At 69.5% G+C, this 12290-nt stretch carries 11 protein-coding genes; 2 read left to right on the plus strand and 9 right to left on the minus strand.

The window, feature by feature from the left end:
- Positions 1 to 143: 143 nt before the first annotated feature.
- Positions 144 to 1067: an AEC family transporter gene (locus tag ABZT02_RS05965; RefSeq protein ID WP_356014676.1), complete on the plus strand. Its 924-nt coding sequence runs from the start codon at positions 144 to 146 to the stop codon at positions 1065 to 1067.
- 1 nt (position 1068) lies between these two features.
- On the opposite strand, the gene ABZT02_RS05970 is transcribed toward ABZT02_RS05965, so the two are convergent.
- From ABZT02_RS05970 to ABZT02_RS06010, 9 genes are all read right to left on the minus strand, one after another.
- A complete protein-coding gene (locus ABZT02_RS05970; RefSeq protein ID WP_356014678.1) occupies positions 1069 to 1653 on the minus strand; it encodes a Uma2 family endonuclease in 585 nt (194 codons plus the stop codon).
- A 95-nt stretch (positions 1654 to 1748) separates the two neighbouring features.
- Positions 1749 to 3026 (minus strand): thymidine phosphorylase, encoded by a 1278-nt coding sequence (locus ABZT02_RS05975; RefSeq protein WP_356015519.1) that lies wholly within the window; start codon positions 3024 to 3026, stop codon positions 1749 to 1751.
- A gap of 27 nt (positions 3027 to 3053) precedes the next feature.
- On the minus strand, positions 3054 to 3446 hold the full coding sequence (locus ABZT02_RS05980) for a cytidine deaminase (protein ID WP_356014680.1): 393 nt from the start codon (positions 3444 to 3446) through the stop codon (positions 3054 to 3056).
- On the minus strand, positions 3443 to 4726 hold the full coding sequence (locus ABZT02_RS05985) for an ABC transporter permease (protein ID WP_356014683.1): 1284 nt from the start codon (positions 4724 to 4726) through the stop codon (positions 3443 to 3445). The genes ABZT02_RS05980 and ABZT02_RS05985 overlap by 4 nt, the downstream gene beginning before the upstream one ends.
- Positions 4726 to 5853 carry an ABC transporter permease gene (locus ABZT02_RS05990; protein WP_356014685.1) on the minus strand — a complete coding sequence of 376 codons (1128 nt, stop codon included), beginning with the start codon at positions 5851 to 5853 and terminating at the stop codon, positions 4726 to 4728. Before ABZT02_RS05990 ends, ABZT02_RS05985 begins: the two co-directional genes overlap by 1 nt.
- Complete coding sequence (locus tag ABZT02_RS05995) at positions 5850 to 7433, minus strand: ABC transporter ATP-binding protein (RefSeq protein WP_356015521.1); 1584 nt, start codon at positions 7431 to 7433, stop codon at positions 5850 to 5852. Before ABZT02_RS05995 ends, ABZT02_RS05990 begins: the two co-directional genes overlap by 4 nt.
- Before the next feature lie 200 nt (positions 7434 to 7633).
- A complete protein-coding gene (locus ABZT02_RS06000) occupies positions 7634 to 8698 on the minus strand; it encodes a BMP family ABC transporter substrate-binding protein (protein WP_356014687.1) in 1065 nt (354 codons plus the stop codon).
- A gap of 287 nt (positions 8699 to 8985) precedes the next feature.
- Positions 8986 to 10206 carry a M20 family metallopeptidase gene (locus tag ABZT02_RS06005; protein WP_356015523.1) on the minus strand — a complete coding sequence of 407 codons (1221 nt, stop codon included), beginning with the start codon at positions 10204 to 10206 and terminating at the stop codon, positions 8986 to 8988.
- A 237-nt stretch (positions 10207 to 10443) separates the two neighbouring features.
- Entirely contained in the window at positions 10444 to 11415 is a 972-nt protein-coding gene (locus tag ABZT02_RS06010; RefSeq protein ID WP_356014689.1) for an alpha/beta hydrolase, read from the minus strand.
- A gap of 68 nt (positions 11416 to 11483) precedes the next feature.
- Between ABZT02_RS06010 and ABZT02_RS06015 the strand changes: the two genes are divergently transcribed.
- Positions 11484 to 11960, plus strand: coding sequence for a MarR family transcriptional regulator (locus tag ABZT02_RS06015; protein WP_356014691.1), 477 nt, complete (start codon positions 11484 to 11486; stop codon positions 11958 to 11960).
- Positions 11961 to 12290: the final 330 nt, after the last annotated feature.

Consider the following 12290-nt stretch of genomic DNA (forward strand, 5'->3'; position numbering starts at 1 on the left):
CCTAACTCATCGGCCCACGCCTCGACCGCGCGGTCAGGATCACGTTGACCTCGGTGGCGCCTCCCCCCGAGGGTTGCCTGTATGCGCCACCCATCAGCACCTCCCTGGATATGCCACGCCCTCCTCGTCCTTGAGGAGTCTCCGTGCAGGGAGTGCTGACCGGCTTCGCGGTGATCGCGGTGGTCATCGGGGTCGGCTATCTCATCGGCCTGCGCGGCTACCTCGGCGACCAGGGCCGGGAGGTCCTGACCAAGCTGGCCTTCCATGTGGCCTCCCCGGCGCTGCTGTTCACGACGCTGGCCCGGGCCGACCTGTCGGTGATCTTCTCCAGCCGCCTGCTGGTGACCGCGCTCAGCACGGCAGCGGCGGCGGGCGTCTTCGTGGCGGTGGGTGTCGTACGCGGCTGGGGGCTGGGCCGTACGACGATCGGCGCGCTGTGCTCGTCGTACGTCAACTCCGGCAACCTCGGCATCCCGATCGCGGTGTACGTCCTGGGCGACGCCTCGCTCGTGGCGCCGGTGCTGCTGTTCCAGCTGGTCGGGGTGACCCCGGTCGCGCTGACGGTCCTGGACCTGGCGTCGGGCGCGGGCGGGAAAAGCCCGCTGTGGCTGCGGCTGCTGACCCCGCTGCGCAATCCGATCGCGCTGGGCTCACTGGCCGGTGTGGCGGTCTCGGCGTCCGGCCTGAAGATCCCCGCCCCCGTCATGGACCCCCTGACCCTCATCGGGGGCATGTCGGTCCCGGCGGTCCTGCTCGCCTTCGGCATCTCCCTGTGCGGCAGCACCCTGCCCGGCCGAGGCCCGGACCGGCAGCTCGTCCTGCTCTCGGTCGCACTCAAGTCGGTGGGGCAGCCCGCGGCGGCCTGGGCGCTGGCGGCCGGTGTCTTCGGCCTGCACGGAGCCCAGCTCCTGGACGTGGTGGTGACGTCGGCCCTCCCGGCCGCGCAGAACCTCTACACGTACGCGTCGACCTACGGCGTGGGAGAGCGCCTGGCCCGGGACTCGATCCTGGTGTCGACGGTGGTGTCGGTGCCGGTGCTGGTGGTCGTGGCGGCGCTGCTCGGATGAGTCAGGTCTCGGGGAATTCTCCGGTGTCGATGACGAGGTCGAAGGGCGCCGGAATCGTGAGCAGTTCGCCGAACTTGGCGACGGCAAGCGGACGGTACACGTCTCCCTGCGGCTCACCATAGAGCGTCGCGGTGGGGCCTTCAGGTGCCCAACGGTCGACGAGGAGGTAGAGCGGGATGCCCGCGGAGGCGTAGGCGGCCGGCTTGCTCACGCGGTCGTGGCGGGCGTTCTTCCTGGAGGTGACCTCCACGACGAGTTCGGCGACGGCGCCCGGCACATAGGAGTCCGCCTCGGTGCATTCCTGGACCGGGGCGACCAGGATGTCCGGGATGAACATGCCCAGCCGCGACGGGACGGCGATGGCCTGGGTCTGGAAGATCTCCCAGTCCTCCGGAATCACGGAGTACAGGCGACGCTGGATACGGGCCGCGATCACGTTGTGACGAGGCGCGGGAGCAGGTGACACGGTGATGATCCCCTCGATGATCTCCACCTTGCTGCCCTCAGGCCATTCCATCTCCTCCCAGAACCGGACGAGGTCGTCCCAGCCCTGCTCGGGGTCGTGGCCCACGGTGAGTGCGCTCATGGCGGTCTCCTATCGGTGCGTCACCGATCCCAGCATGCCGAACGGGACCGGCGGTGGTCCACCGATCCCGTTCACCCGTACGAGGAACCCGCTGGTCAGGCGATACGTTCCAGCACCACCGGCGACGCCGTGAAGGCCGTACCCGCCGCCGCGATGTCGTAGGAACCCTCGATCGACTGGAGCGCGTACTCGAAGCGCTCCGGGGTGTCCGTGTGGAGGGTCAGCAGAGGCTGGCCCTCGGTGACCGTGTCGCCGGGCTTGGCGTGCAGTTCCACGCCCGCTCCCGCCTGCACCGGGTCCTCCTTGCGGGCACGCCCCGCGCCGAGGCGCCAGGCGGCGACGCCGATGCCGTAGGCGTCGAGGCGGGTCAGGACGCCCGAGGACGCGGCCTTGATGACGTGCTGCTCACGGGCGACCGGCAGCTCCGCGTCCGGGTCGCCGCCCTGCGCCGCGATCATCCGGCGCCAGACGTCCATCGCCGAGCCGTCGGCCAGGGCCTTCGCCGGGTCGGCGTCGCGAATGCCCGCCGCGTCCAGCATCTCGCGGGCCAGCGCGATGGTCAGCTCCACCACGTCCGAGGGGCCGCCGCCGGCCAGGACCTCGACCGACTCGCGGACTTCGAGGGCGTTGCCGGCCGTGAGGCCCAGCGGGGTCGACATGTCCGTCAGCAGCGCGACCGTCTTCACGCCGTGGTCGGTGCCGAGGCCCACCATCGTGGACGCCAGCTCCCGCGCGTCCTCGATGGTCTTCATGAAGGCGCCGGTGCCGACCTTCACGTCCAGGACCAGCGAACCGGTCCCTTCTGCGATCTTCTTCGACATGATCGACGAGGCGATCAGCGGGATGGCCTCGACCGTTCCGGTGACGTCACGCAGGGCGTACAGCTTCTTGTCCGCCGGGGCGAGGCCGTCGCCCGCCGCGCAGATCACCGCGCCGGTGGTGTCGAGGACGTTCAGCATCTCCTCGTTGGAGAGCAGCGCGCGCCAGCCGGGGATCGACTCCAGCTTGTCGAGCGTGCCTCCGGTGTGGCCGAGGCCGCGGCCGGAGAGCTGGGGCACCGCCGCACCGCAGGCCGCCACGAGGGGCGCCAGCGGAAGCGTGATCTTGTCGCCGACGCCGCCCGTGGAGTGCTTGTCGGCCGTCGGGCGGGACAGGGACGCGAAGTCCATGCGCTCGCCGGAGGCGATCATCGCGGCGGTCCAGCGGGCGATCTCGCGGCGGTTCATGCCGTTGAGCAGGATGGCCATCGCGAGCGCGGACATCTGCTCGTCGGCGACCTCCCCGCGGGTGTACGCGTCGATGACCCAGTCGATCTGCTCGTCGCTGAGTTCACCGCGGTCCCGCTTGGTGCGGATGACGGAGATGACGTCCATGGCCATGCAGGGCTTTCCTTCCGAGAATTACTTGGTGAGATGCCCCGGCCCGAAGGCCTGCGGGAGCATCTCGGACAGCGGCAGGATGCCCGCCGGGGTCTCCATGACGAGGTCGGGGCCGCCGAACTCGTACAGCAGCTGCCGGCAGCGGCCGCAGGGCACGAGGACCTCGCCCTGGCCGTCCACGCACGTGAAGTGGGTGAGGCGGCCGCCGCCGGTGTTCTGCAGCTCCGAGACCAGACCGCACTCCGCGCACAGGCCGAGGCCGTAGGAGGCGTTCTCGACGTTGCAGCCGGTGATCGTACGGCCGTCGTCGACCAGGGCGGCGACGCCGACCGGGTAGCCCGAGTAGGGGGCGTAGGCCCGGGACATCGCGTCCCGCGCCGCCGCCCTGAGCGCGCTCCAGTCGACGCCCGTCACTTGCCCTGGCCCTTCCGGTAGCGCATGCCGTCCGCCTTGGGCATGCGCAGGCGCTGCGCGGACAGCGACAGCACCAGCAGCGTGACGACGTACGGGGTGGCGCCCACGAAGTCGCTGGGGACCTCGTCGGTGACCAGGTACCAGACCAGGACGCCGGCGGCCACCATGAGGCTGATGCCGCCCTGCCAGTGCGCCTTCTTGTAGAGCTTCCAGCCGCCCATCGCCAGGAGCAGCACGAACAGCAGGAGCAGCAGCGCGTGGACGGTCTCGCCGCCGTTGCGCAGCTGGAGTGCGTCGGAGTAGCCGAACAGGCCGGCGCCCATGGCGAGGCCGCCGGGCCGCCAGTTGCCGAAGATCATCGCCGCGAGGCCGATGTAGCCGCGGCCGCCGGTCTGGCCCTCCAGGTAGGTGTGCGAGGTGACCAGCGCCAGGAAGGCGCCGCCGAGGCCGGCGAGGCCGCCGGAGACGGCCACGGCCATGTACTTGTACTTGTAGACGTTGACGCCGAGGGACTCGGCGGCGATCGGGTTCTCGCCGCAGGAGCGCAGCCGCAGACCGAACGGCGTGCGCCACAGCAGCCACCAGCTGCCGACGAACAGCACGACCGCCAGGACCGTCACGATGGACAGGTCGGTGAACAGACCGCCGAGGATGCCCGCGATGTCGGAGATCAGGAACCAGTGGTGGTTCTCGATGGAGTGCAGCCCGCTGGACAGGCCCGGTACGTCGAAGCTGGGCAGGGAGTCCACGGGCGGGGACTGCTTGGGGTTGCCGCCCGCGTCCGCCGCCTTGCCGTCCACGAAGAAGAGCTTGGCGAGGTACTGGGTGGTGCCGAGCGCGAGCAGGTTGATCGCGACACCGGAGACGATGTGGTCGACGCCGAAGGTCACGGTCGCGACCGCGTGCAGCAGACCGCCCAGGACGCCGAAGCCGACGCCGCACAGCAGGCCGAGCCAGGGGCTGGACTGCCAGCCGATCCAGCCGGCGCCGAAGGTGCCGAGGATCATCATGCCTTCGAGGCCGATGTTGACGACACCGGACCGCTCGGACCACAGACCGGCGAGGCCGGCGAGCCCGATGGGCACGGCGAGGCTGAGAGCGGCGGAGACCTGGCCCTCGGAGGTGAGCTGGTCGGAGCCGGAGATGACGCGGACGGCCGCGATGAGCAGCAGCGCACCGGCGACGATCATGAGGATCTGGCCGAGCGAGCGGCCCGACCGGGTGGCGGTGTCCGCCTTGGGTGCCGCGGGGGGCGGCGTGTCGGTCATCGTGGCAGTCATCACGCCACCTCCTGCTTCTGGGTCGGGGCTGCGGCCTGGGCGGCGAGCTCGGCGCCGACCCGCTGCTGCTGGCGCTTGAGTCCGTAACGGCGTACGACCTCGTAGGCGATGACGACGCACAGGACGATGACGCCCTGGATGACGCCGAGGATCTCCTTGTCGTAGCCCTCGAACTCCAGGTGGTTGGTGGTGCGCTCCAGGAAGCCCCAGAGCAGGGCGCCCAGCGCGATGCCGACCGGGTTGTTGCGGCCGAGCAGGGCGATGGCGATACCGGTGAAGCCGATGCCCACGGGGAAGTCGTTGCTGAACTGGTGGCTGTCGTTGAGCAGGGTCGGCATGCCGATCAGACCGGCGATGGCACCGGAGATGAGCATGCTGGTCGCGACCATCTTCTTGACGGAGACACCGCTCGCGGAGGCGGCGGACTCGGACTGGCCGACGGTGCGCAGGTCGAAGCCGAAGCGGGTACGGCCGAGCACGAACCAGTACGCGATGCCGATGAGCACGGCGATGACGATGAAGCCCCACAGCTCGCCCGCCGCGCCGGTGTCGATCTGGAAGAAGTAAGACGACTGAGGCAGCGGCTTGGTGGAGACGACGGTGCCGCCGGCCTGGAGTTCGGCGAGCTTTCCGGGCTGGAGCAGGTAAGCGATGATCGCGGTGGCGATCGCGTTGAGCATGATCGTCGAGATGACCTCGCTCACGCCGCGGGTCACCTTCAGAACACCCGCGATGCCCGCCCACACGGCGCCGGTACCCATGGCGCACAGGATGATCAGCGGGATGGAGATCCAGCCCGGCGTGGTCAGCGCGCCACCGAGGACGGCGGCGAAGAACGCGGCGATGCGGTACTGGCCGTCGACGCCGATGTTGAAGAGGTTCATCCGGAAGCCGATGGCCACCGAGACGCCCGCCAGGTAGTACGTCGTCGCCTTGTTGAGGATGTAGACCTGGCTGTCGCTGGCGGAGCCGTACGTCAGCATGTCGCTGAAGGCGGAGCCCGGGTTCTTGCCGGTGGCCAGGATCACCAGGGTGGTGACGACGAGCGCGGCGACGACCGCCAGCAGCGGGGCCGCGATGCCGAGGAGCAGCCGCTCCTTGTCGATGCGTTGGGTCAGCTTGTTCATCGGGCGTCGTCCTCGTCGTCCTCGGCGGAGACCGCTGTGGAGTCGTCTGCGGAGTCGTCTTCGGAGCCCTCCGCGTGCTCCAGGTGGCCGGTGGCCGCGCCGGTCATGGCGGAGCCCAGCTCCTCGGGGGTGATGGTGGCGGGGTCGGCGTCGGCGACCAGTCGGCCGCGGTACATCACCCGCAGGGTGTCGGAGAGCCCGATGAGCTCGTCCAGGTCGGCGGAGATGAGCAGCACGGCCAGGCCCTCGCGGCGGGCCTCGCGGATGTGGTCCCAGATCGCGGCCTGCGCGCCGACGTCCACACCGCGGGTGGGGTGCGCGGCGATGAGCAGCTTGGGCGCGTGGCTCATCTCGCGGCCGACGATCAGCTTCTGCTGGTTGCCGCCGGACAGGGAGCCGGCGGTGACGTCGATGCCGGGGGTGCGGACGTCGTACGCCTGGATGATGCGCTCGGTGTCGGTGCGGGCGCCCTTGATGTCGAGGAGCTGGCCGCGGGAGTTGGGCTTCTCGGTGACGTGGCCGAGGATGCGGTTCTCCCACAGCGGGGCCTCGAGGAGCAGGCCGTGGCGGTGGCGGTCCTCGGGGATGTAGCCGACGCCGGCCTCGCGGCGGTGGCGGGTGGGGGTGTGGGAGATGTCGGTGCCGTCGAGGGTGATCGCGCCGGAGTCGGGGGTGCGGATGCCCATGATGGCCTCGACCAGTTCCGACTGGCCGTTGCCCTCCACGCCGGCGATGCCGAGGACCTCGCCCTTGTGGATGGTGAAGGAGATGTCGTCGAGGATGATCCGCTCGACGCCGTCGAGGTCGGTCTGGGCCAGGCGCAGGCCGTCCAGCTTCAGCAGCGCCACGTCGGTGACCGTGGACTCCTCGGTCTCCGGGGTGGGCAGTTCGCTGCCGACCATCAGCTCGGCGAGCTGCTTGGTGGTGGTGTCGGCGGGCTTCACCGTGCCGACGGTGGTGCCGCGGCGGATGACGGTGATCTCGTCGGCCACGGAGAGGACTTCACCCAGCTTGTGCGAGATGAAGATGACGGTGAGGCCCTCGGCCTTGAGGTCGCGCAGGTTGTCGAAGAGGGCGTCGACCTCCTGGGGCACGAGGACGGCGGTGGGCTCGTCGAGGATCAGGGTCTTGGCACCGCGGTAGAGGACCTTGAGGATCTCCACACGCTGGCGGTCGGCGACGCCGAGCTCCTCCAGGAGCACGTCGGGGCGGACGTTCAGGCTGTACGCGTCGGAGATCTCCCTGATCTTCGCGCGGGCCTTGGCGCCGATGCCGTACAGCTTCTCCGCGCCCAGGACGACGTTCTCCAGGACGGTGAGGTTGTCGGCGAGCATGAAGTGCTGGTGCACCATGCCGATGCCACGGCTGATGGCGTCGGCGGGGGTGTGGAAGGTGACCGTCTCGCCGTTCACCGTGATGGTGCCCTCGTCCGGCTGCTGCATGCCGTAGAGGATCTTCATCAGGGTGGACTTGCCGGCGCCGTTCTCACCGCACAGGGCGTGCACGGTGCCCGTGCGGACGGTGATGTCGATGTCCTTGTTGGCGACGACGCCGGGGAATCGCTTGGTGATGCCGCGCAGTTCGACGGCAGCGGGAGGGCTGGACGCGTTGATGGCGCACTCTCCTCGGGGAAAAGGGGCTGCGTAGGGGAGGGCAGGCGTCGGCGACGCTAGCGCGGCAACTCCGTGCTACACGCGTAGAGTTGACACATTGTTATGGCTCGACGAGGGGGTTGTCGAGGCCCCCTCGCCGAGCCCGGGTTCCGGCGGGAACCGTCAGGTCAGCTGGTCTTGACCTTGATGGTGCCGTCGACGATCTTCTTCTTCGCCTCGTCCAGCTTGGGCTGGATGTCGTCGATGAAGCCACCGCTGGTGGAGAGGCTGACACCGCCCTTGGCGAGGGAGTAGATCTGGTTGCCGGTCAGCGGCTTGCCCTCGTGGACGGACTTGATGAAGTCGTAGACGCCGACGTCGACGTTCTTGACCATCGAGGTCAGGATCGAGTTCTTGAACTTGGCAAGACCCGGGATGTTGTACTGGTCCGAGTCCACGCCGATGGCCCAGGCGCCCTTGACGCCGGAGACGGCCTCGATGGAGCCGTTGCCGGAGGAGCCGGCCGCGGCGTAGATCACGTCCGCGCCGTTGTCCAGCATGCCGGACGCGGCCTCCTTGCCCTTGGCGGGGTCGGCGAAACCGGAGAAGTCCGAGCCATGGGTCAGGTACTGGACGTCGACCTTGACCTTGGGGTTGGTGTCCTTGACGCCCTGGGCGTAGCCCGCCTCGAACTTCTTGATCAGCGGGGTGTCCACGCCGCCGATGAAGCCGACGTGGTCCTTCTTGGTCTTCAGCGCCGCGGCGACACCGGCCAGGTAGGAACCCTGCTCCTCGGTGAACGTGATGCTGTCGACGTTCTTGGCGTTCGCGACCGCGTCGATGAGGCCGAAGTTGACCTTCGGGTACTTCGCGGCGACCTTGTCGACCGAGGTGGCGTAGGAGAAGCCGACGGCGACGATCGGGTTGTAGCCCGCGTCCGCCAGGTCGGTGAGGCGCTGCTCGCGGTCGGCCTCGGTGTCGGAGCTCTTGGCGGTCAGCTCCTTGAGGGAGCCGCCGAACTCCTTCGCGGCCTTGTCGGCACCGCGCGCGGCGGAGTCGTTGAAGGAGCGGTCACCACGGCCGCCGACGTCGTAGGCGAGACCGATCTTGATGCCGCCCTTGCCGCCGTCCGAGGACGACGCGGAGGAGGACGAGCTGTCGTTCTCCGAGGAGGTGCTGCCACACGCGGTGGCAGTCAGTGCGAGTGCTGCGGTCGCGATACACGCAGCGGAAAGCTTGGCTACCCGGCGCACGGGAGGCTCCTTCACCTGACCTGAGCGCCTTGTCGGCGCTTCATGTGAGCACCATGCCAGTGCTCGGGCCTGTACGCCCCTGCGGCGTTGGCTTCGCGGCATCGTAACGCGCGTAGATGTCGGAAACAGACCTCTTCCGAAGCCGTTATCGATTCGAGGCAAACAGCGTCTGAACTGAGGCTCTACGGGCTTCGCACACCCGGATTGCGATGAGCGCACGATTGGCTTACGAGCATGTTGCGCTGAGCGGCGGAACGGCCCCGAGGGGGCCGTCCGTCACGCTCCGGTCACTGCGCGGCGTCCAGCAGGGCCGCCGCCGTGAACATCTCCACACCTACGGTGATGGCGGACTCGTCGGCGTCGAAGTCGCCCTGGTGGAGGTCGCGCACGGTCCGCTCCCCCGGCGTCCGCACCCCGAGGCGGGCCATGGCACCGGGGACGTGCTGCAGGTACCAGGAGAAGTCCTCGCCGCCTAGGCTCTGCTCGGTGCTCTCGACCGAGTCGGCCCCGCGGCGGGCGGTCATGGCCTCGCGCATCAGCTCGGTGACGTCCGCGTCGTTGACGACGGGCGGCACGCCCCGTACGTAGTTGATCTCGGACTTGGCCCCGTGCAGATTGGCGACCTCGTCGATCGCGGCCACGACGATGTCCGGCGCCTGCCGCCAGGCGTCGATGTCCAGGCAGCGCACGGTCCCGGAGAGCTCGGCGTGCTGCGGGATGACGTTCGGGGCGTGCCCCGACTCGATCCGCCCCCAGGTCACGGCGAGCCCGGCACGGGTGTCGACGCGCCGGCCGACGATCGCGGGCACGTCGGTGATGACGCGGGCGGCGGCGGTGACCAGGTCGGTGGTGAGGTGCGGCCGGGCGGTGTGCCCGCCGGGCCCGTCGAGGGCGATCTCCAGCCGGTCGCAGGCGGAGGTGATGGCACCGGTCCGCAGCCCGACCTTCCCGGCGTCGACCCGCGGGTCGCAGTGCACGGCGAGCATCTTGCCGACGCCCTCCAGCACCCCGCAGTCGATGGCGTCGGCGGCACCGCCGGGCAGCACTTCCTCGGCGGGCTGGAAGATCAGCCGCACGGGCCGGGGCAGCAGGCCCTTCTTGTCGAGCTCGGCGAGGACGAGCCCGGCACCGAGCACCACGGCGGTGTGCACATCGTGCCCGCAGGCATGCGCCCGATCGGGCACGGTCGACCGGTACGAGCACTCGGTCTTCATGTCCGGGATGGGCAGGCCGTCGATGTCGGCGCGCAGGGCGAGCATGGGCCGCCCGCCGTCCCACTCCCCGATGTCACACACGAGCCCGGTCCCGACGGCGAGCACACGCGGCTTCAGCCCGGCCCTCTCCAGCCGCTCCTTGATCGCCGCGGTGGTGCGGAACTCCTGGTTGCCGAGCTCCGGGTGCATGTGCAAGTCGCGTCGGAACAGTACGAGTTCGGCGTGCAGTTCCTCGCTCAGCACGCCGGGAAGCGCGGCTTCCCCGGGCAGATCGACCTCGGACTCCAGTGACATCTGTTGCTTCACCCTCTAAAGGGTAGGACGCCGGGGCGACCAACCGACCCGCGATCAACAAAACTTCAACCCGCCGTGGGAAGAAAATCTGGCCGCTCGACGCATGGACGTTGTTTGCGGTGGGTAAGAACCTCTTTTCCCACACATACCACGCTGGGCTTGCGGTCGGCGGCTCTGTTCATCTGTCGAAACGGCATTGGGACACGGTGGGGGCCGGCACGGTGGGGCGCCGGGGCGTCACCTTGAGTGATCGCGGGTGGTGGACGGGGCAGGCCGGGTCGCTGCGGCCCTTCCTCCGGATGCGATCGGCCGGGCACGGATGCGCTGACCGATGAAGAAGGCCGCGCGGTCCAGTGCCTCGTCGGCCTCGTCCAGGGCGCCGGCGAACGACTGGAACACGTGCGGCACGTCGGCGGTGACGTCCAGGATGACGTCCACTCCGGCGGCCTTCGCGCGCGCGGCCAGGCGCGTGGAGTCGTCCAGCAGGATCTCGTTGGTGCCCACCTGGATAAGCATCGGGGGGAAGCTGGTCAGGTCGGCGAGGACGGCCGGGCTGAGCAGGGGCTGGTGCGGGTCGGCACCGGCGAGGTACATGGCTCCGGTGTGTTCCACGGACTTGCGGGTGAGGATCGGGTCGATGCCTTCTTTGGTGACCATACTCTCGCCCGTGCGCGTGGCGTCGAGGCCCGGGGAGAACGTCACGATGGCGGCGGGCAGCGGGAGGCCCGCGTCGCGGGCGGCCAGGCAGGTCGTCACCGCGAGGCCGCCGCCGGCCGAGTCCCCGGCGAACACGACGGCCGAAGGGTCGTGACCGCTGTCGAGGAGCGCGCGGTAGGCGCTCAATGTGTCCTCTGTCGCAGCTGGGAACGGGTGCTCGGGGGCGAGTCGGTAGTCCACCGAGTACGCCTCGAAGCCGGTCTTGACGACGAGGTGTCCCGTCAGCGACAGCACGCTCTCGGGAGAGCCGTACACCCAGCCGCCCCCGTGGAAGTAGAGGATCGTCCCAGCGCGTGAGCGGTCCCCGTCCGGCTCGACGTGCAGCGCGGGCCGGTTGCCGAGCTCCGCGCGCGCGGTGCGGATGCCGTCGGGCACGATCATCCGGGCCATCAGCGCTTCGAACCCGGCTCGGATCTCTGCGACCGGCCGGGAGCCGTGAGGTCGCGGCTGCCGCAGCATCGCGTCGACCTGCGCACGCTGTTCCCTGCTCATGCTTCTCCCTCTGTCGCATTGCATTCCACGGCACTATATGCCTCGGCATATACAGTAAGATACATGCCGTGGCATCCAAAAAAAGCGACGAGACCGTCGACCTCCCGGGCTTCTTCGCCGACTTGGTCCGATGCGAGACGCGCCTGTACAACGCCCTCAACGGCCGCCTCCGCGATCGGCACGGGATCATCACCTCGCAGTTCGAGGCCCTGCGCTACCTGCGCGACCACCCGGGAGCCCGCGTGGCGGACCTCGCCACCGAGTTCGCCATCGGCATTGGGGCGACCAGCAAGGTCGTCGACCGGCTGGAAAGGCAGGGTTGGACCGTCCGGCAGCCGAATCCGTCCGATCGCCGCTCCTCGCTCCTGTCCCTGACCGACGACGGCTCCCGACTCGTCGACGCGGCGGAGAGGACCTTCGCCGACGGAGTGGTCGAGCTGCTCAGGGGTACGCTCGACGATTCCTCGGCGCCGGCCGTCGCACAGGCCATCTCGAAGCTGCGCGCCACGCTCGAACGCGACCAGACCGGCATGCCCACGGGCTGACCCTGTGGCCTACCACTCACCGAGCCCGAGTTGGCTTGTTCGCCCAGCCCCGCCCCGGAGCGCCAGCCCACCCCACCGAGCAGGACACCTCACTCAGACCTCATCGCGAATCGGGCATCCCGAAGCGAACCGCACTCTTAGGGTGCCCGTCGGCCCCTGCGCGCCACCCGCTGCCGACTCAGCGACCATTCCACCCGGTGTACATGTGAGACCCGCCGTGTCCCGCCACCCCGGCCCGCGACGTCGCCGACCTCGCCCCGCCACTTGGCCCCGCTCTCCCCAGGCCGCCCACTCGCCGCGCCGTAGTGAGCCGTGTCAGGGGTGGGCCGG

The sequence above is a fragment of the Streptomyces sp. NPDC005402 genome (assembly GCF_040606575.1).
In the GTDB taxonomy this organism is placed as follows: Bacteria; Actinomycetota; Actinomycetes; order Streptomycetales; family Streptomycetaceae; genus Streptomyces.